The sequence below is a fragment of the Burkholderia sp. 9779_493 genome, assembly GCF_015712215.1.
In the GTDB taxonomy this organism is placed as follows: Bacteria; Pseudomonadota; Gammaproteobacteria; order Burkholderiales; family Burkholderiaceae; genus Burkholderia; species Burkholderia cenocepacia.
Genome location: NZ_JACCQA010000021.1, coordinates 83,536 through 102,448 on the forward strand (window position 1 = coordinate 83,536; position 18,913 = coordinate 102,448).

At 69.2% G+C, this 18,913-nt stretch carries 15 protein-coding genes; 9 read left to right on the forward strand and 6 right to left on the reverse strand.

Annotated elements, in window-relative coordinates:
- Positions 1-24: 24 nt before the first annotated feature.
- The 6 genes from H0X95_RS22110 (at position 25) to H0X95_RS22135 (ending at position 8,285) form a co-directional block, all read left to right on the forward strand.
- The gene (locus tag H0X95_RS22110; protein WP_006497287.1) at positions 25-2,250 is read left to right on the forward strand and encodes a polysaccharide biosynthesis tyrosine autokinase; all 2,226 of its coding nucleotides are present in this window, start codon (positions 25-27) and stop codon (positions 2,248-2,250) included.
- Between the two features lie 62 nt (positions 2,251-2,312).
- Positions 2,313-3,272 carry a glycosyltransferase family 2 protein gene (locus H0X95_RS22115; protein WP_059722563.1) on the forward strand — a complete coding sequence of 320 codons (960 nt, stop codon included), beginning with the start codon at positions 2,313-2,315 and terminating at the stop codon, positions 3,270-3,272.
- Positions 3,273-3,315: 43 nt separating this feature from the next.
- Positions 3,316-4,461: a glycosyltransferase family 4 protein gene (locus H0X95_RS22120; RefSeq protein WP_059722565.1), complete on the forward strand. Its 1,146-nt coding sequence runs from the start codon at positions 3,316-3,318 to the stop codon at positions 4,459-4,461.
- A gap of 10 nt (positions 4,462-4,471) precedes the next feature.
- A complete protein-coding gene (locus tag H0X95_RS22125) occupies positions 4,472-5,938 on the forward strand; it encodes an O-antigen ligase family protein (RefSeq protein ID WP_006482820.1) in 1,467 nt (488 codons plus the stop codon).
- Positions 5,935-7,119 carry a glycosyltransferase family 4 protein gene (locus H0X95_RS22130; RefSeq protein WP_196446222.1) on the forward strand — a complete coding sequence of 395 codons (1,185 nt, stop codon included), beginning with the start codon at positions 5,935-5,937 and terminating at the stop codon, positions 7,117-7,119. The genes H0X95_RS22125 and H0X95_RS22130 overlap by 4 nt, the downstream gene beginning before the upstream one ends.
- Positions 7,119-8,285, forward strand: coding sequence for a glycosyltransferase family 4 protein (locus tag H0X95_RS22135; protein WP_006482818.1), 1,167 nt, complete (start codon positions 7,119-7,121; stop codon positions 8,283-8,285). Before H0X95_RS22130 ends, H0X95_RS22135 begins: the two co-directional genes overlap by 1 nt.
- Before the next feature lie 133 nt (positions 8,286-8,418).
- On the opposite strand, the gene H0X95_RS22140 is transcribed toward H0X95_RS22135, so the two are convergent.
- Positions 8,419-9,654: an MFS transporter gene (locus tag H0X95_RS22140; protein WP_058902864.1), complete on the reverse strand. Its 1,236-nt coding sequence runs from the start codon at positions 9,652-9,654 to the stop codon at positions 8,419-8,421.
- A gap of 154 nt (positions 9,655-9,808) precedes the next feature.
- Here H0X95_RS22140 and H0X95_RS22145 point away from each other — a divergent pair, with 154 nt between their 5' ends.
- Complete coding sequence (locus H0X95_RS22145) at positions 9,809-10,279, forward strand: winged helix-turn-helix transcriptional regulator (RefSeq protein ID WP_171984176.1); 471 nt, start codon at positions 9,809-9,811, stop codon at positions 10,277-10,279.
- Between the two features lie 81 nt (positions 10,280-10,360).
- On the opposite strand, the gene H0X95_RS22150 is transcribed toward H0X95_RS22145, so the two are convergent.
- The 3 genes from H0X95_RS22150 to H0X95_RS22160 form a co-directional block, all read right to left on the reverse strand.
- The gene (locus tag H0X95_RS22150; protein WP_059722568.1) at positions 10,361-11,869 is read right to left on the reverse strand and encodes an MFS transporter; all 1,509 of its coding nucleotides are present in this window, start codon (positions 11,867-11,869) and stop codon (positions 10,361-10,363) included.
- A 126-nt stretch (positions 11,870-11,995) separates the two neighbouring features.
- Positions 11,996-12,769: a helix-turn-helix transcriptional regulator gene (locus H0X95_RS22155; protein WP_006482167.1), complete on the reverse strand. Its 774-nt coding sequence runs from the start codon at positions 12,767-12,769 to the stop codon at positions 11,996-11,998.
- 26 nt (positions 12,770-12,795) lie between these two features.
- Positions 12,796-13,137 (reverse strand): FKBP-type peptidyl-prolyl cis-trans isomerase, encoded by a 342-nt coding sequence (locus H0X95_RS22160; RefSeq protein WP_006479474.1) that lies wholly within the window; start codon positions 13,135-13,137, stop codon positions 12,796-12,798.
- A 581-nt stretch (positions 13,138-13,718) separates the two neighbouring features.
- Here H0X95_RS22160 and H0X95_RS22165 point away from each other — a divergent pair.
- Both H0X95_RS22165 and H0X95_RS22170 read left to right on the forward strand, forming a co-directional pair.
- Positions 13,719-14,636, forward strand: coding sequence for a metal-dependent hydrolase (locus tag H0X95_RS22165; protein WP_012493182.1), 918 nt, complete (start codon positions 13,719-13,721; stop codon positions 14,634-14,636).
- A 444-nt stretch (positions 14,637-15,080) separates the two neighbouring features.
- A complete protein-coding gene (locus H0X95_RS22170) occupies positions 15,081-16,571 on the forward strand; it encodes a sigma-54 dependent transcriptional regulator (protein WP_059722728.1) in 1,491 nt (496 codons plus the stop codon).
- Between the two features lie 28 nt (positions 16,572-16,599).
- Here the strand turns inward: H0X95_RS22170 and H0X95_RS22175 are convergent, their stop codons facing one another.
- Together H0X95_RS22175 and H0X95_RS22180 are read right to left on the reverse strand one after the other, a co-directional pair.
- Complete coding sequence (locus H0X95_RS22175) at positions 16,600-16,983, reverse strand: GtrA family protein (RefSeq protein WP_012493184.1); 384 nt, start codon at positions 16,981-16,983, stop codon at positions 16,600-16,602.
- Positions 16,984-18,058: 1,075 nt separating this feature from the next.
- Complete coding sequence (locus tag H0X95_RS22180) at positions 18,059-18,841, reverse strand: ABC transporter substrate-binding protein (RefSeq protein WP_006490696.1); 783 nt, start codon at positions 18,839-18,841, stop codon at positions 18,059-18,061.
- Between the last annotated feature and the right edge of the window lie 72 nt (positions 18,842-18,913).

Here is an 18,913-nt window from a genome sequence, read left to right on the forward strand (position 1 = left end):
CCGGCACCACTCAAGCGGGAACGAATGGTGAACACGCAAGCGAAACACTCCTACGCGGACCTGACCGCGAAGACCGAGGAAGAGGACGTCGTCCTCGGCCAGTTGCTCCAGGTCATCATGGACGACATCTGGCTGCTGCTCGGCATCGCGGTGACGGTCGTCGCGCTCGCCGGCCTCTACTGCTTCATCGCGAAGCCGGTCTACCAGGCGGACGTGCACGTGCGGGTCGAGGGCAACGACAATACGTCGCAGGCGCTCACGCAGACGCAGACGGGCGCGTCGATCAACAGCGGCCCGCAGCAGGCGCCGACCGACGCGGAAATCGAGATCATCAAGAGCCGCGGCGTCGTCGCGCCGGTCGTCGACCAGTTCAAGCTGAACTTCACGGTCGCGCCGAAGACGCTGCCGGTGATCGGCAGCCTCGCCGCGCGCCTCGCGACGCCGGGCGAACCGTCGCGGCCGTGGCTCGGCCTGAAATCGTATGCGTGGGGCGGCGAAGTCGCCGACATCGACACGATCAACGTCGTGCCGGCGCTCGAAGGCAAGAAGCTGACGCTGACGGCCGGCCCGAACGGCACCTATTCGCTGGTCGACGAGAACGGCACGCGGCTGCTGGCGGGCCGCGTCGGCGAATCGGCGCAGGGCGGCGGCGTGACGCTGCTCGTGCAGAAGCTCGTCGCGCGCCCCGGCACGCAATTCACGGTGGTTCGCTACAACGATCTCGACGCGATCAGCGGGTTCCAGGCCGGCATCCAGGTGAGCGAGCAGGGCAAGCAGACCGGCGTCGTGCAGATCTCGCTCGAAGGCAAGGACCCGGACCAGACCGCCGCGATCGCGAACGCGCTCGCGCAGTCGTACCTGAACCAGCACGTGGTCGCGAAGCAGGCCGAAGCGACCAAGATGCTCGACTTCCTGAAGGGCGAGGAGCCGCGCCTGAAGGCCGATCTCGAACGCGCGGAGGCCGCGCTCACGCAATACCAGCGCACGTCGGGCTCGATCAACGCGAGCGACGAGGCGAAGGTCTACCTCGAAGGCAGCGTGCAGTACGAGCAGCAGATCGCCGCGCAACGCCTGCAGCTCGCGTCGCTCGCGCAGCGCTTCACCGATTCGCACCCGATGGTGATCGCCGCGAAGCAGCAGCTCGCGGAGCTGCAGGGCGAAAAGGACAAGTTCAGCAACCGCTTCCGCAGCCTGCCGGCGACCGAAGTGAAGGCCGTCCAGCTCCAGCGCGACGCGAAGGTCGCCGAGGACATCTACGTGCTGCTGCTGAACCGCGTGCAGGAACTGTCGGTGCAGAAGGCCGGCACGGGCGGCAACATCCACCTGATCGATTCGGCGCTGCGTCCGGGCGCGCCGGTCAAGCCGAAGAAGGTGCTGATCCTGTCGGCCGCCGTGTTCCTCGGGCTGATCCTTGGCACCGGCGTCGTGTTCCTGCGTCGCAACCTGTTCCAGGGCATCGAGGACCCGGACCGCATCGAGCGCGCGTTCAACCTGCCGCTGTACGGGCTGGTGCCGCAAAGCGCCGAGCAGGTGAAGCTCGACGCGGCGGCGGAGAAGGGCGGCAGCCGTGCGCGGCCGATCCTCGCGAGCCTGCGGCCGAAGGACCTGAGCGTCGAGAGCATGCGCAGCCTGCGCACCGCGATGCAGTTCGCGATGATGGACGCGAAGAACCGCGTGATCGTGCTGACCGGCCCGACGCCGGGCATCGGCAAGAGCTTCCTGACGGTCAACCTCGCGGTGCTGCTCGCGCATTCGGGCAAGCGCGTGCTGCTGATCGACGCCGACATGCGGCGCGGGATGCTCGACCGCTACTTCGGCCTCACCGTGCAGCCGGGCCTGTCGGAGCTGCTGAGCGATCAATCGGCGCTCGAGGATGCCGTGCGCGAGACGCCGGTGCAGGGCCTGTCGTTCATCTCGGCCGGCACGCGTCCGCCGAACCCGTCGGAGCTGCTGATGTCGACGCGCCTGCCGCAATACCTCGAAGGGCTCGGCAAGCGCTACGACGTCGTGCTGATCGATTCGCCGCCGGTGCTGGCGGTGACCGACGCGACCATCATCGGCCGCATGGCCGGCTCGACCTTCCTCGTGCTGCGCTCGGGCATGCATACCGAAGGCGAGATCGCTGATGCGATCAAGCGCCTGCGCACCGCGGGCGTCGATCTGGAAGGCGGGATCTTCAATGGCGTGCCGCCGAAGGCGCGCGGCTACGGCCGCGGCTATGCGGCCGTGCACGAATACCTGAGCGCGTGACCGGGTCGCGCGAAACCGGGCCGGCGCCACGCGCGCCGGCCCGGCCGACTGGAGAACCTCGAATGAAAATTTCCGTGCTCGTTCCGACCTATCGGCGTCCCGCCGACCTCGCGCGCTGCCTGCTGGCGCTGCAGCGGCAGCAGCGGCTGCCCGACGAGGTGATCGTCGTCGCGCGCCCGGAGGACGACGCCACGCACGAACGGCTCGCCGATCCGGCGGTCGGCGGCGCGCTGCCGCTGCGCCTCGTGCCGGTCGACGTGCCGGGGCAGGTCGCCGCGCTGAACAAGGGGCTCGACTCGGCGAACGGCGACATCGTCGCGATCACCGACGACGATGCGGCGCCGCGTCCCGACTGGCTCGCGCGCATCGAAGCCGCGTTCCTGTCCGATCCGCGCGTGGGCGCGGTCGGCGGACGCGACTGGGTGCACGAGAAAGGCCGCGTGCTCGACGAATCGAGAGAGCTCGTCGGCCAGCTCACGCTGTCCGGCAAGATCGTCGGCAATCATCACCTCGGCGTCGGCGGCGCGCGCGAAGTCGACATGCTCAAGGGCGCCAACATGAGCTACCGGCGCGCGGCGATCGAACGGCTGCGCTTCGACACGCGGCTGCGCGGCGCCGGCGCGCAGGTGCACAACGACATGGGCTTCAGCATGCACGTGCAGCGCGAAGGCTGGAAGCTCGTCTACGACCCGTCGATCGCGGTCGATCACTTCCCGGCCGAGCGCTTCGACGACGACCGGCGCGATGCCGCGTCGCTGAACGCGATCAGCAACGGCGCGTACAACCTGCATCTGATCCTGCGCGAGCATCTGCCACCGCTGCGGCGCGAGATCGCGTGGTGGTGGTGGACGCTGGTCGGTACGCGCGTCTATCCCGGCTTCGCGCACGTGCTGCTGTCGCTGCCTGGCGCCCGGCGCGAGCGTGTGCTCGCGCACTGGCGCGCGGTGCGCCGCGGCGCGCGCGATGCGCGCCGCACGAATCTCGCCCCCCACCGTGCGGCGATGCCGCCGGTAACGTTTTGAACGGCCCGCGCGCACCGCGCGCGGCCCCCTCCGGAGGGCTCGCATGACCACGAAGGCTGCAACGAAAGTCCACGTCCATCTGTTCCACGGCGCCGATCCGCGTACCTACCGGAAAGGCGACGAGATCGGCTGCCTGTACGGCTATCACCACGCCGAATCCGACGAATTCCGGCTGACCTATTCGCAGGACGGCGCCGAAAACCGCGTCGTGAGCGTCGCGCGCCGCGCGCTGAAGGCGGCGCTCGGCTTCGACGTCGTGCATGCGTGGCGCAATCGCGCGGCGTTGCTCGATACCGACGTGATCTGGACGCATACCGAGCAGGAGCATCTGGCTGCCGCGTTGATCCTGAAGCTCGCCGGTGAGCAGGGCAAGGGCCCGCTGCTGCTCGCGCAGAGCGTGTGGCTGTTCGACAAGTGGGGCAGCTTCGGCGGCCCGCGCCGCTGGCTGTACCGCAAGCTGATCGCGCGCGCCGACGCGCTGACCACGCTCGCCCGCGACAATGCCGACCTGTGCCGCCGCTATCTCGGACGCGACGCCGAGTTCGTCTACTACGGGCTGAACACGCAGGATTTCCCGCCGGTCGAGCCGCAGCAATGGACGCCGAACCGGCCGTTGCGGATCGCGGCGATCGGTAACGACCGCGACCGCGACTGGCGCACGTTCCTCGCCGCGTTCGGCGGCGACGCGCGCTACGACGTGCGGCTCGCGACGCGCCGCCGCGTGCCGCGCGAATGGCACGCGCCGAACGTGAAGATCGGCCCCGCGTCGGGGCTCGCGAAGCAGCATGAACTGTACGCGTGGGCCGACGTGATCGTCGTGCCGCTGCGGCCGAATTTCCACGCGTCCGGCATCACGGTGATGCTCGAGGCGGCAGCCGTCGGCAAGCCGATGATCGTGTCCGACGTGGGCGGCCTGAGCGACTACTTCCCGCACGATACGGCCGCCTACGTGCCGGCGTTCGACGCGCAGGCGATGCGTCAGGCCGCCGATCGCTTCGTCGCCGATCCGGTGGCGGCGCTCGACTGCGCGCGGGCGGCCGCCGCGTGCCTGCGCGAGCGCGACCTGACCACGCAGGCGTTCGCCGAGCAGCACGTGCGGATCACGCGCGACATGCTGCGCCGGCGCCGCACGCCCGCGGCGGCCGGCGTCGCGATGCCGCTCGCGGATTCGCGTCCGTCGTCGCGCTGAGAGCGGATCGATGAGTACGATTGCCGCCGAACGTGCGCCGTCGCGCGCCCGCAGCTGGTTCGCCGAGCCGAAGCACTGGGCCGGCCAGGCCGGGCTGTGGACGTTTACCGCCGCGCTGATCGCCATCCACCAGGGCAAGGTGCTGACGCTCGCGTTCCCGGTGCTGGCCATCGCGGTCGGCATCTGGCTGTATTTCAAGAGCCCGGCGCGCTATGTCGGCTTCATGTGGTGGGTGTGGTTCCTGAGCCCGGAGGTGCGTCGCCTGGCCGACTGGTCGAAGGGCGCGTTCACGCCGACGAGCCTGATCCAGGTGGCGCCGCTCGCGGTGACGATGATCGCCGGCCTGGGGCTGCTCAGGCATTACCGCGTGCTCGCGCAGCGGCGCGGCATCCCGGTGCTGCTCATGCTGTTCGGGCTCGCGTATGCGTACCTCGTCGGGATCGTGTCGAGCGGCGTGATGGCCGCGACCTACGATCTCGCGAACTGGGTGTACCCGGTGCTGATCGGCTTTCACATCATGGTCAACGCGCGCGACTATCCCGAGTATCGCGACGTGCTGCTGTCCACGTTCATGTGGGGCATGCTCGTGATGGGCCTGTACGGCATCGTGCAGTACTTCGTGATGCCGCAGTGGGACGTGCTGTGGATGATCGGCTCGGACATGGGCTCGCAGGGCGAGCCGGTGCCGTACGGCGTGCGCGTGTTCAGCACGATGAATTCGTCCGGCCCGTTCGCGTTCGCGATCATGGGCGCGCTGGTGTTCGTGTTCGCGGCGCCGCAGAAGATCCGCTGGTTCGCCGGGGCGGCCGGCTTCGTGTCGTTCGCTCTGTGTCTCGTGCGCTCGACGTGGGGCGGCTGGGTGATCGCGCTCGCGATCCAGCTCGTGCAATCGAGCAACCGCGTGCGGATGCGGATCCTGATCAGCGGCGTCGTGCTGGTCGGGCTGTGCGTGCCGCTGCTGACCGTCGGGCCGGTGGCCGACCGGCTCGGCGCGCGCCTGCAGTCGATCACGAACCTGAAGGACGACCGCAGCTACGACGACCGCAACAAGTTCTACGCGACCTTCGCGCAGACGGCGTTCACCGACGTCGCCGGCGAAGGGATGGGCGCGACCGGCGCGTCCACGAAGCTGTCGAGCGACAGCGGCGAACTCGGCAAATACGGCAGCTTCGACAGCGGCGTGATGAACGTGCCGTTCGTGCTCGGCTGGCCCGGCACGCTGCTGTATCTCGCCGGCGTCGTGATGCTGTTCGGCCGCACGCTGCGCGCGGCGTTCAAGTTGCGCCAGGACAAATTCGTCGCGGCATGCCTGAGCCTGTGCCTGTCGACCTTCGCGATGCTCGTGTTCACGAACTCGCTGATCGGCACCGGCGGCCTGCTGATGTTCACAGCCATTTTTTCGATACTTGCCGCGGCGCACTGGCAGAAGGCGCAACGCCTGCTGGCCGCCGCGCGTTCACGGGGAGGCGACCATTGAGAATCGCGATCGTCACGCACGTCGTGCGACATAACGACGGGCAGGGCCGCGTCAATTACGAAATCGCGCGCGCGGCGCTGGCCGAAAACTACGAGGTCACGCTGGTCGCGTCGCACGTCGCGCCCGAGCTGCTGGCCGACCCGCGCGTGCGCTGGGTGCCGGTGAAGGTCGGCGGCTTCTGGCCGTCGAATCTCGTCAAGCAGCAGGTGTTCGCGCTGAAAAGCGCGGCGTGGCTGCGCGCGCACCGCGGCGAATACGACGTGCTGCACGTGAACGGCTTCATCTCGTGGATCAAGGCCGACGTGAATACCGCGCACTTCGTGCACGGCGGCTGGTTCAAGAGTCCGTACTATCCGTTCGGGCCCACCAAGGGGCTGTGGTCGGCTTACCAGTACGTCTATACGCGCGTGAATACCGTGCTCGAGCGCTGGGCGTACAAGCGTTCGCGCGCGATCATCGCGGTATCGCAGAAGGTGGCCGACGAGATCGCCGGGCTCGGCATCGACAGCCGCAAGATCAGCGTGATCTACAACGGCGTCGACGGCAGCGCGTTCGCGGGCGCGCAGGCCGACCGCGCGGCATTCAAGCTGCCGGACGACGCGTTCCTGCTGCTGTTCGTCGGCGACCTGCGCACGCCGCGCAAGAACCTCGGCACCGTGCTGAAGGCGCTGACGAAGCTGCCCGCGAACGTGCATCTCGCGGTGGCCGGCTATCTGCCTGGCAGCCCGTATCCGGAAGAAGCGCGCGCGCTCGGCATCGATTCGCGCGTGCATTTCCTCGGTCTCGTGAAGAACATGCCGACGCTGATGCGCTCGGTCGACGCGTATGTGTTTCCGTCGCGCTACGAAGCGATGAGCCTGTCGCTGCTGGAGGCGATGGCGGCCGGGCTGCCGATCGTCACCGCGCGCACGGCGGGCGGCGCGGAAATCATCACGCGCGAATGCGGGATCGTGCTGGAGGACCCGGACGATCCCGCCGCGCTCGCGCAGGCGATCGGCGCGCTCGCGGCATCGCGCGACACCTGTCGCGCGATGGGCGACGCGGCCCGCGAACTGATGACCCGTTTCGGCTGGGCGCACATGGGCGCCCAGTACGTCGCGCTTTACCGGCGCATCGGCCAACCCACGCAGCCGTCCGCCTTCGAGCGGGTCGAGCATGCAATCACGCAGGAGCAACCGTGATGTCCCAATCTTCCCGGCCGATCAAATCGTTGCAGATCGGCATGCACTGGTTTCCCGAACGCGCGGGCGGCCTCGACAGGATGTACTACTCGCTCGTCGGCGCGCTGCCCGGCGCGGGCGTCGAGGTGCGCGGGCTCGTCGCCGGCTCGCCGAAGGTCGCCGACGACACGGGCGGGGCGATCCAGGGCTTCGGTCCCGCGTCGGAGCCGCTCGCGCGCCGGATGCTCGCCGCGCGGCGCGCGCTGCGCGACGAGATCCGCAGCGCGCGGCCGGACGTGATTTCGTCGCACTTCGCGCTGTACACGTTCCCGGGGCTCGACGTGACGCGCGGGATTCCGCAGGTGTCGCACTTCCAGGGGCCGTGGGCCGACGAAAGCCAGGTCGAGGGCGCCGCGTCGCTCGGACAGCGCGCGAAGCGCTATCTCGAACAGGCCGTCTATACGCGCTCGTCGCGGCTGATCGTGCTGTCGCAGGCATTCGGCCAGATCCTGACGAACCGCTACGGGATCGATCCGTCGCGCGTGCGTGTGATCCCGGGCTGCGTCGATACCGCGCAGTTCGACACGCCGCTCACGCCCGCCGAGGCGCGGCACAAGCTGCAACTGCCGCAGGACCGGCCGATCGTGCTGGCCGTGCGCCGGCTCGTGCGGCGCATGGGGCTGGAGGACCTGATCGATGCGATCGGCCTCGTCAAGCGCCGTCACCCGGACGTGCTGCTGCTGATCGCCGGCAAGGGCAAGATCGGCGAGGAACTGCAGCAGCGCATCGACGAAGCGGGGCTGCAGGACAACGTGAAGCTGCTCGGTTTCGTGCCCGATCATCATCTCGCGGCGTTGTATCGTGCGGCGACGGTCAGCGTCGTGCCGACGGTCGCGCTTGAGGGCTTCGGCTTGATCACCGTCGAATCGCTGGCGTCCGGCACGCCGGTGCTGGTCACGCCGGTCGGCGGGCTGCCGGAGGCGGTCGCCGGGTTGTCGAACGATCTGGTGTTGCCGTCGACGGGCGCCGATGCGATCGCGGAAGGGCTCGGCGGTGCGCTGTCGGGCGCGATCGCGCTGCCCGACGAGGCCGCGTGCAAGCGCTATGCACGCGATCATTTCGACAATGCGGTGATCGCGCGCCGCGTGGCCGGCGTGTACGAGGAGGCGATTCAGGCAGCCGGCTGAACGCCCGCGGCGCGCCGCCGAACCGCAGCGGAACCGAAAGCCCGACCGGCGCGCGTGCGCGGCCGGTTCGCGTGCCGGCCGCCCGCCGAGGGCGGGCCGGCTTTTCCCGTTCGATCCGCACGGCCGGCGCGCCTCACGCGCGCCTGAGCGTCGCGGCCCACACGCCGAGCGCGGCCACGCTCACCGCCGCACCGAGCACGCAGACGCCGGTCCAGCCGGCGCGCGCGTACATCATCGTCGCCGCAATCGCGCCGAGCCCGCTGCCGGCCGAATAGAACAGCATGTAGCAGCCGACGAGGCGCGCATGCGCGTCGGGCCGCGCGCCGAGAATCATGCTCTGGTTGACGACGTGCACGGCCTGTCCGCCGACGTCGAGCAGCACGATGCCGACGATCAGCAGCGCGATCGACGTATTGCCGAACGCGAGCGGCAGCCACGCGCATGCGAGCAGCGCGAGTGCGGCGCCGGTCGTCGCTTCGCCGCGCCCGCGATCCGCGAGCCGGCCCGCGCGGGCGGCGGCCGCCGCCCCGAGTGCGCCGACGAGGCCGAATGCACCAATTTGCGTGTGCGACATCGCGTGCGGCGGCGCGCTCAGCGGCAGCACGAGCGCGCTCCAGAAGATGCTGAACGCCGCGAACATCAGCAGCGCGATCGCGCCGCGCACGCGCAACACACGTTCGTCGCGCAGCAGCGCCACCATCGACCGCAGCAGCGCCGCGTAACCGATGCGTTCGCGCGGTTCGCGCATAGCGGGCAACAGCCGCGACAGCACGACCAGCATCGCGATCGCGAGGGCGCCCGATACGAGATAGACGGCCCGCCACCCCGCGATGTCGGTGACGACACCCGCCAGCGAGCGCGCGGCCAGCAGCCCGACCACGACGCCGCCCTGCGCGGCGCCCACCACGCGCCCGCGTTCGCCCGCGCCGGCGAGGGCGGCCGAGCACGCGATCAGTCCTTGCGTCATCGCGGTGCCGAGCAATCCGACCGCGACCATTCCCGCCAGCAGCGCGACGCGTGTCGACGCGGCGGCCACGCCGATGCAGGCCGCGGTCAGCAGCAGAAGCTGCACGGTGATCAGGCGCTTGCGGTTCAGCAGGTCGCCAAGCGGCACGACGAACAGCAGCGCGAGCGCGCAGCCCAGCTGCGTCGCGGTGACGACGCCGCCGACGGCGGCCAGCGATACGCCGAAATCCCGCGCGATCGAATCGAGCAGCGGCTGCGCGTAGTAGACGTTCGCGACGCTCGCCGCGCAGCAGACGGCCAGCAGCACGACACGTGCCGACGACAGGCGGGCGCCCTCAGCCGGATGGATCGCGCCGGTTGGCGCGTTCGATGCAACGGTGCCGGAATGGCAGGACGATTCCATGGGTTGCCTCACGCAATGTAGTTGCAATTTGAAACTGGGTTGGAGTGTAGGGAAAGTAGTTTTAAAATGCAACCTGTTGGGTGACGGGCCAGCGGCCCGTGCCCGGATGGCCGGCATGCCTGCGAAGGCGGCCGGCGTGATTGCGGAGAGCAACATGGCCAGGCAGAAAAGTCTTGCGGATTCGCCGTGCCCGGTGGCGCGCGCGACCGATATCGTCGGCGATCGCTGGGCGTTGCTGATCGTGCGCGATGCGTTCGACGGCGTGCGCCGCTTCGGCGATTTCCGCGCGAGCCTCGGCGTCGCGAGCAACATCCTGTCCGACCGGCTGAAGATGCTGGTGGACGCAGGCGTGTTCGCCGTCGTGCCGGCGTCCGACGGCACCGCGTATCAGGAGTACGTGCTGACCAAAAAGGGCGAGGGGCTGTTTCCGGTCATCGTGATGCTGCGGCAGTGGGGCGAGGCCAACCTGTTCGCGCGCGGCGAGCGGCATTCGGTGCTGATCGATCGCGGCACCGGGCGTGCGATCCGCAAGCTCGCGTTGCGGCACGACGACGGCCGGCCTTTGAAGGCGGCCGATACGGTCGTGAAGAAGATCGATGACGAAGCGGGCGCGGCGCGTCGGTGAGCGTCATGCGCGAGGGTCGTGCCGTCGGATGGCATTCGGCGCGACAGCACGAGCGCGGCACTGCCGGCTACGCGAGTCGATTCACGCAGACCTTCTTTCGTCGGCGTTACCTGATCCAGCCTCACCTCGGTGACGCGTGACCGCACGCGTGCGATCGACCGGTGGCGTCGCCCGAGGCGCGGGAGAGGCACCGCGATCCGCATCGGTCCGCACACGGGTCGCGAGCAGTGCGGCCGCGAGCAGCAGCGCGACCGACACGGCGGTTTCGATCCGCAACCCGCTGACGACCTGCGCTGCACCGCCGCCGCCGGCGAGCGCACCGAATGCCGCGACGCCGATTGCACCGCCGGCCTGCCGTGCGGTATTGAGCACCGCCGACGCGATGCCGGCCCGGTCGGGCGCGACCGATGCGAGCACGGCCGTCGTCATCGCGGGCACCGCGAAGCCCATGCCCGACGGAATCAGCAGGAACGGCACGAGCAGCGCGCCCAGCGGCGTCGCGGCATCGACGACATGCAGCGACCCGTAGCCGAGCGCGGCGACGAGCGCGCCGGCCACCATCGGCATGCGCGGGCCGTGGCGGGCGACGACGCGTCCGCTCGCGAGATTCGACAGCAGGAACCCGCCGGTGAGCGGCAGGAACGCGAGCCCGGCCTCCAACGCCGATTCGCCGCGTGCGCGTTGCAGGTACAGCGCGAGCACGAACACGGTGCCGTAGTACGTGAGGTTCACGCAGATCCCGAACAGCACGGCCGCGCTGAACGAGGGGCGGCGGAACAGCGTCAGCGGCAGCATCGGCGTGGCCGTGCGCGATTCGATCGCGACGAACGCGAGCGCGGCCAGCGCCGCCAGCGTGAAGCCGCCGGTCACGACCGGGTGCGTGAAGCCGAGCGGCCGCCATTCGATCACGGCGCCGGTCAGCGCGGTCAGCATCGCGATCGCGACGAACTGGCCGCGCGGATCGAGCGAACGGGCCGAGCGTGCCGGGGCAACCTGCTCGCGGCGCGTGGGCACCCACGCGAACGTAGCGGCGAGCCCCGCCGCGCACAGCGGCAGGTTCACGAGGAAGATGCCGCGCCAGCCCCATGCGGCAATCAGCAGGCCGCCGACGACCGGGCCGGCCGCGATCGCGATGGACCCGGCCGCCGTCCACCCACCGACCGCGCGGGCGCGCAGGCGCGGGTCGTGCCGGCACGCGTCGTTGAGCAGCGCGAGCGAATTCGGCAGCATGGCCGCGGCGCCGACGCCTTGCAGCGCGCGGGCCGCGATCAGCATCGCGGGCGCGACGGCGGCGCCGCATGCAAGCGACGCGAGCGCGAACAGCAGGAGGCCGGCGACGTACAGGCGGCGCGCGCCGAAGCGGTCGCCGAGCGCACCGGCCGACAGCATCAGCACCGCGAACGCGAGCGTGTACGCATCGACGACCCATTGCAGGCCGGCGACCGGCAGGTGCAGGTCGGCGGCGAGATGCGCGAGCGCGATATTGACGATCGTCACGTCGAGCTGCGTGACGACGAAACCGATGCTGACGGTGGCGACGACGCGCGCGAGCGCGGGCGGGAAAGCGGGGGACGGTGTGGTCGTATCCATGCGTCCATCGTAGGCGGCGACGGACAGGCGATGTTTCAGCGGGACGCGAAGCGTCGATACGGATGCCGACGCGAATGCGTGCCGCTGGCTACGTGCGTCGATGCGTATTCAGCGAGGCCGATGCGTTCAATGCCGTTCGCCGCGCCAGCGTCCCGGCGCCACGCCGAAGCGCTTCGTGAACGCATGCGTGAACGTGCTCTGGTCCGCGAAGCCGACGCTGCCCGCGATGTCGACCAGCGCATGCCGGCCGTCGGCGAGCAGCACGATCGCGGCGTCGAGCCGCAGCCGCTGCAGGTAGCGATGGGGCGTTTCGCCGAATGCATCGACGAACAGTTGATGAAAGCGCCGCATCCCGTAGCCGCAGTGCGCGGCGAGATCGGCGATGCGCAGCGGTTCGGCGAGCCGCGCGCGCAGCCAGCGGTCGATGCGCGCGAAATCGAGGCCCGACGCGGGCGCGGCGATGCCCGCATCGTCGAGCAGCGCGTCGCACAGGCGCGCCGCGGCCTGCCACTGAAAGCGGTGCGCGGCGGCCTGCCGTGCGTCGCCGTCCGGCGCATCGTGTTGCGCGGCGGCCGCCGCGACCTGCGCGACGAGCGACGTGAGCGCCGGGTCGATCGACACGGCCCGCGCATGGTCGAACAGCCGCTGCGGTACCGCGAGCGACGCGGCGGGCAGGTCGATCACGAGCTGGCGATTGTCGCCGAGGCCCGCGTAGTCGTGACGCGCGCCGGCCGGAATCAGCCAGGCCGCGTGCCGGTCGATGCGCTGGCCGATTCCGTCCACCGCCATCACCATCGCGCCATCGACGCCGAGCACGACCTGGTGGAAGTCGTGCACGTCCGACGCTTCGCACGTGGCGTAGCGGCGCAGCGCGATGGCGGGGGAGGCGATGCGTTCCATCGGGAAGGAAACGGCCGGGTGCAGGGTCAGACGTCGAGCAGTTCGACTTCGAACACGAGCGTCGCATTCGGCGGAATCACGCCGCCTGCGCCGCGCGGGCCGTAGCCGAGTTGCGGCGGGATCGTCAGGCGACGCACGCCGCCGACCTTCATGCCCTGCACGCCTTCGTCCCAGCCCTTGATGACCATGCCGCCGCCGAGCACGAACGCGAACGGGTCGTTGCGATCCTTGCTCGAATCGAATTTTTGACCGTCGGTCAGCCAGCCCGTGTAGTGGACGCTGACGGTCTTGCCGGCTTGCGCTTCCGCGCCGGTGCCTTCGGTCAGGTCTTCGTACTTGAGGCCCGATTCGGTCGTGATGACGGACATGATTTCTCCTGAAAGAGGTTGCGTGAAACCGCTATTGTAGGCGAGCGCGCAGCGGGCCGGCGCGCGTGGATTTCGCGCCGTTTCACGCTGAGCGGCGCAGCGTGGCGGGGCGTGCCGGCGTGAGCGCCCGGAACGCAATTGGAACGCGTGTTTGAATTTTTCGCGAGCCGCGCGGGCGAGGGTGCACCGCGACGGTGCGCGGCGCGTATGAATCGATGCGAACGGCTCACGTGACAGCCTGCTGCACGAGCGTTGCCCGATCCCGCGAAAGGCCCGCCGCACGGGGCTGGCGGGCCGCTGGCGGGGCGCCGCGCCGCATCCGGCGCCTCGCCCCGACGCGCACGCCCGCGTTCGAATCGCGGCCCGGCCGAATGTCGTTCGAGCGCCGTTTTTTCCGTCTTTCCGACCGTGACCTGTTTGGAAGCGCGCATCTACCGCGCGGCTTGCATGCGCCGGCGCGCGCGGCCTATCGTTACATCTGTCGATGTCAGGATTTTGGCGGCGCGCGATGCGCCGCCCGGGCTTGCGCCGGCCGCGTCGGACGATGCGCCGGACGGCTCCGCAACAGGAGAACGATGAACATGAAGTCAGCCGCTTCCGCCACCGCAGCCGGGATCATGCCGGTGCGCCGCGACCTGCGCTTCGACCTGCCGGTCGAACGCGCGAAGGACTGGCATGGCCTCGGGTCGCACGTGACCCATTTCTTCAACGCGCTGTCGCTGCTGTTTCCGGCCGGCGAGCGCTTCTTCATGGATTCGGTGCGCAACTATCGCGACCGGATCGACGATCCCGTGCTGAAGCAGCAGGTGCTCGGCTTCATCGGCCAGGAAGCGATGCATACGCGCGAGCACATCGAATACAACGAGCTGATGCAGGCGAACCGGCTACCCGCGCGCAAGCTGGACCAGCGCGTGTGGACGGTGCTCGGCTACATGAAGCGCAAGCTGCCGCATTCGGTGCAGCTCGCGCATACGGTGGCGGCCGAGCATTACACGGCGATGCTCGCCGACTGGCTGCTGCGCGACCCGACGCGCCTCGACGGTTCGGTCGAAGGCTACCGGCAGATGTGGATCTGGCACGCGCTGGAGGAAACCGAGCACAAGGCCGTGTCGTTCGACGTGTGGAATGCCGCGATGAAGCCGGGGCTGCGTCGCTACCTGATCCGCATCGGCGTGTATCTGCTGACGACGCTGACGTTCTGGCCGACCGTGTTCCTGATGCATGCGACGCTGCTGTGGCGCGATCGCGGCGCCGGCCATCACGTGCGCGGCATGCTGCGGATGATCGCGTTCCTGTACGGGCCGCGTCGCGGGCTGTTCCCGCGCATCGCCGGCGAATGGCTGAGCTTTTTCCGGCCGGGCTTCCACCCGTGGGATCACGACAATCGCCACCATCTCGCGCGGGTCGATGCACTGGCCGCCACCTATGGCGAACACGGCGGCGCGCCGGCCGGCCGCGGCCGCGCGAACACGCCCGCGCCGCTCGCGTCGGGCCGCTGACCCCTCACCCCGCCGCACGGCGGGGCGCCGCGCATGTTGCGTTCGTGCATCAGCCGGCTTCTTCCGACGATTGACGAAAATCAACCGGAACCGGTTGCCCGGGCGTCCGCCTGCCCGGCGGACCGGTTGCGCGGCATGGGCCGGCGCACGAATCGGGCGTGCGCCGCGTCCTCCACGATCGCCGTGCGCCAGCACCGGCGCGGCTTTGCGCGTTCGGGGCCGGGCCTTTCCGGTCGCGCGCGGCGCCCGCCACCGGGATAACACCCATCTAGCCGCGGGCCGGCCGCATCGATATACCGTTCATGACAACGTCGACCTCCGGCGCGATTCATGCGCAGGGGGATTTTATTCGGACGGAAATACGGCCAATATGTCGGTTCGATCGTGTCCGTCGTACGCGGCGGCGAGCCGGCGCGCGATACCAACGCCAAGCGGGGAACAACGATGGTTGCAAGGTCACCCGACGCAAACGGGCAGGCGGCGCCCGAGATGACGGACGTGTCCGTCACCGCCCCCGAGGCCGGACGCAAGCTGTTCGTGATCATGCGCACGCCCGACGAGCCGTTGCTGGCACAACTGCGCGGGCTCGGCTGGGAGATCGCGGTCGCGAAGACGGCCGGCGCCGCGCAGAACATGACCTCCGGCGTGAGCGTGGCCGCGGGGCTCGTCGATTTCACCGGCTTCACGTCGCGCGACTATCCCGCGCTGAAGATGTGTCTGAGCCAGCCGGCGATCGGCTGGATTTCCATCGCGCAGGCCGGCATCACGATCGGCCCCGCCGTGCGCGAACTGATCCGCAGCTATTGTTTCGATTACGTGACGCTGCCGCTGCCGTACGAATGGATTTCGCACGTGCTCGGCCATGCGCGCGGGATGGCCGCGCTCGATCGCGTCGACGGCGCCGCCTACGCGGCGTCGATCGGCGAACACGGGATGATCGGCAACTGCGAGGCGATGCAGCAGCTGTTCAGCACGATCCGCAAGGTCGCGAAGACTGACGCGAGCGTGTTCATCTCGGGCGAGTCGGGCACCGGCAAGGAGCTGACGGCGCTCGCGATTCACGAGCGCTCCGGCCGCGGCAAGGGGCCGTTCGTCGCGATCAACTGCGGCGCGATTCCGCATCACCTGCTGCAGTCGGAACTGTTCGGCTATGAACGCGGCGCGTTCACCGGCGCGAACCAGCGGCGCGCGGGCCGGATCGAATCGGCGAACGGCGGCACGCTGTTTCTCGACGAGATCGGCGACATGCCGGTCGAAAGCCAGGCAAGCCTGCTGCGCTTCCTGCAAGAGGGCAAGATCGAGCGGCTCGGCGGGCAGGAATCGATCGCGGTGGACGTGCGGATCATCTCGGCCACGCACGTCGATCTCGACGGCGCGGTCGAGGCCGGGCGCTTCCGCGCGGATCTCTATCACCGGCTGTGCGTGCTGCGCATTCACGAGCCGCCGCTGCGCGCGCGCGGCAAGGACATCGACATCCTCGCGCACTACGTGCTGCAGAAATTCAAGGCCGACAGCGGCCGCAAGATCAGCGGCTTCACGTCGGCCGCGCTCGACGCGATGCGGCGCTACGAGTGGCCCGGCAATGTACGCGAACTGATCAACCGCGTGCGGCGCGCGATCGTGATGGCCGAGAGCCGGCTGCTGACGCCGCACGATCTCGGGCTCGACACGCCCGGCGAAACCGAACCGGTGACGCTCGAACAGGCGCGGGCGCTGGCCGAACGCACCGCGATCGAGAATGCGCTGCTGCGCAACGACCACCGGATCAACAAGGCCGCCGCCGAACTCGGCATTTCACGCGTGACGCTCTACCGGATGATGATCGAGCACGGGCTGAACGATCACGACAACAACGGCGGCAACGGCGGGAATGGCGACAGCGGCGGGCACGACGGCGCGCCGTCGGGCGACGCGGGGCATCAGCGGGTCGGCTGAGCGGCGGGCGCGATCCGTGCGGGCCGGCTCAGCGATAGGTCCACAGCCGGTGCAGCACGAACGTGACGGGCGGCACGCACAGCACGACCGCGACGATGCTCCACGCGCGGGCGAGCCCGAGTGCGTCGGTGCCGTGCGCCAGCAGCATCGTCACGGCGAGGCCGGCCATCGCGACCGCGAGAAAGCGCATGAAGTTGCCCCACGTCACCGGCGACGAAAAACTCCACAGCGTATTGGCGAGATACGAGAACGCCGTCGAGCAGACGAACGCGCTCGCGTTCGCGACGACGGGCGTCGCGTCGCACAGCGCGAACATCGCGGCGGCGATCAGCGCATGCAGCGCGGTCGAGCCCAGGCCCGACACGCCGAAGCGGATCAGTCTGGCACGTTCGGCGGCGAAGGTACGGAGCATCGTGGGCGGTGGTCGGCGTGAAGTTGCGTGAAGCGGAGTCGCAGTATAGCCATGCGATCGGCCGCCGCGTCCAGCGCGATGGACGGTACGCGTCGCCGGCGCCGGCGCCGGCGCCGGCATGTAAAGCGCATGAAACATTTCGCGTCGGCCGCCGGAGGAATTGCCGCGCCGAACCGGTCCGGTCGGCCGGTCCGTCGCCGGTAAAAATTCCGCGCTCCATTGTTCAGCCTTATTCCGCAAGGCCCCGCCGTTGCCGGGCCGGCGCGCGCCGCAGCCCCGATGTTTCAGTTTCGTAACTTCCCGTATGCCACACCCGTGCCGGCCGTCAGCCGGCCTGACCATCGCCTTGTCCGGCCGGGCTCGCGCAGCGCTGGCCCGGTCCTTGCGAAGAGGGACATGCGAGAGTCGACGACGCGAGGTCCGTCCGGTCAGGCGGCGCAAGCCTTCGGTACCGGCCAGGACGCAGTCCGCGGGGATGCGGCGGCCGCGCGCGGGGCAGCAGCCGCGTCGCGGCGAGCACGGGACGTCGTCGCCTGATCGCCGGGGCATCGGCATCGTCCGGTTGCCGGAACAAACATCAGACAGCAAACGGGGTAGAAAAATGATCGATCATCACACGCCGCGGTCCGCTGGCCGCGATCGCAGTGATTCGGGACATCGCCGCTCGAGCGTCGCGCTTGCGGCCGACCGGCATGCCTCGACAGGCCATCTCTCCGCGCCCGGTGCGAGGCGGATCCGGCTGGTTGCCGGTCATCCGCGCCGGGTCGGCACTTTCCTGCACGCGAACCCGGTCCGCATGGGCATGTGCACACGGGCGCCGGTACCGCGACGCCCGATCTTCGCCTATTGACCCGAACGGCACGACATCCATTCGCATGGCGTGTCGTTGTCTCAGGGAGTCGATCTGCAGTCCAAACAATAATGCAGGGGTCCTGCCGCGTGCCGCATACGACGCAAGACGACCTGCATTCGATGCAACGGCGAACCGCTCGATGCCGTTGCCATCCGGTTGCAAGGGGAGGGGCGGTCGGACGCGCGCGACGGAAGCAGTATCCGTACGCGCGCGACGCCGTTTTCAACTGCCGTAGATGTCGAAGTCGAAGTACTTCGACGCGAGCCGCTTGTAGGTGCCGTCCTTGACCATGTCGAGGATCGCGCGATCGATCTTCGCCTTCAGGTCGGTATCTTCCTGGCGCAAGCCGATGCCCGCGCCGATGCCGAGCACCTTTTCGTCGACGAGCTCGGGCCCGACGAACGTGTAGTTCGCGCCGCGCGGCGATTTCAGGAACCCGATCGCGGCCTGCACTTCATCCTGCAGCGCCGCGTCGAGACGGCCGGCGATCAGGTCGGCATACACGCCGTCCTGGTTCTGGTACGACACGACGTTCGCGCCTTGCTTGCCCCAGTACGCCTTCGCATACGTCTCCTGCGTCGTGCCCTGTTCGACGCCGATCGATTTGCCCTTCAGCGATTCGGCGGTCGGCAGCAGCGGCGAGCCCTTCTTCACGACGAGCCGCGTCGGCTGGTTGTAGATCTTCGTCGTGAAGCCGATCTGCTGCGCGCGTTGCGGCGTGATCGACATCGACGACAGCACCGCGTCGAACTTCTTCGCCTTCAGCGCCGGAATCATCCCGTCGAAATCGTTCTCGAGCCACACGCATTTCGCCTTCAGGCGCGCGCAGATCTCGTTGCCGAGGTCGATGTCGAAGCCGACGAGCTTGCCGTCGGGCGCTTTCGACTCGAACGGCGCGTAGCTGGCATCGGTGCCGAAGCGGATCGTGGTCCAGTCCTTCGCGACGGCGGGGCCTGCGGATACCGCGAGCAGGGCGATCGAAACAGCGGCAATCAGTCTCTTCATGGTGCGTTCCTTGGCGTGGTGCATCCGGTTTCTGTGCGACACGGTCTCCACGGACACGATCCGCGCCGTGAC

Coding starts and splice junctions, on each gene's coding strand:
- H0X95_RS22110 (WP_006497287.1), top strand. CDS start 25: ATGGTGAACACGCAAGCGAAACACTCCTACGCGGACCTGACCGCGAAG.
- H0X95_RS22115 (WP_059722563.1), top strand. CDS start 2,313: ATGAAAATTTCCGTGCTCGTTCCGACCTATCGGCGTCCCGCCGACCTC.
- H0X95_RS22120 (WP_059722565.1), top strand. CDS start 3,316: ATGACCACGAAGGCTGCAACGAAAGTCCACGTCCATCTGTTCCACGGC.
- H0X95_RS22125 (WP_006482820.1), top strand. CDS start 4,472: ATGAGTACGATTGCCGCCGAACGTGCGCCGTCGCGCGCCCGCAGCTGG.
- H0X95_RS22135 (WP_006482818.1), top strand. CDS start 7,119: ATGTCCCAATCTTCCCGGCCGATCAAATCGTTGCAGATCGGCATGCAC.
- H0X95_RS22140 (WP_058902864.1), bottom strand. CDS start 9,654: ATGGAATCGTCCTGCCATTCCGGCACCGTTGCATCGAACGCGCCAACC.
- H0X95_RS22145 (WP_171984176.1), top strand. CDS start 9,809: ATGGCCAGGCAGAAAAGTCTTGCGGATTCGCCGTGCCCGGTGGCGCGC.
- H0X95_RS22150 (WP_059722568.1), bottom strand. CDS start 11,869: ATGGATACGACCACACCGTCCCCCGCTTTCCCGCCCGCGCTCGCGCGC.
- H0X95_RS22155 (WP_006482167.1), bottom strand. CDS start 12,769: ATGGAACGCATCGCCTCCCCCGCCATCGCGCTGCGCCGCTACGCCACG.
- H0X95_RS22160 (WP_006479474.1), bottom strand. CDS start 13,137: ATGTCCGTCATCACGACCGAATCGGGCCTCAAGTACGAAGACCTGACC.
- H0X95_RS22165 (WP_012493182.1), top strand. CDS start 13,719: ATGAAGTCAGCCGCTTCCGCCACCGCAGCCGGGATCATGCCGGTGCGC.
- H0X95_RS22170 (WP_059722728.1), top strand. CDS start 15,081: ATGGTTGCAAGGTCACCCGACGCAAACGGGCAGGCGGCGCCCGAGATG.
- H0X95_RS22175 (WP_012493184.1), bottom strand. CDS start 16,983: ATGCTCCGTACCTTCGCCGCCGAACGTGCCAGACTGATCCGCTTCGGC.
- H0X95_RS22180 (WP_006490696.1), bottom strand. CDS start 18,841: ATGAAGAGACTGATTGCCGCTGTTTCGATCGCCCTGCTCGCGGTATCC.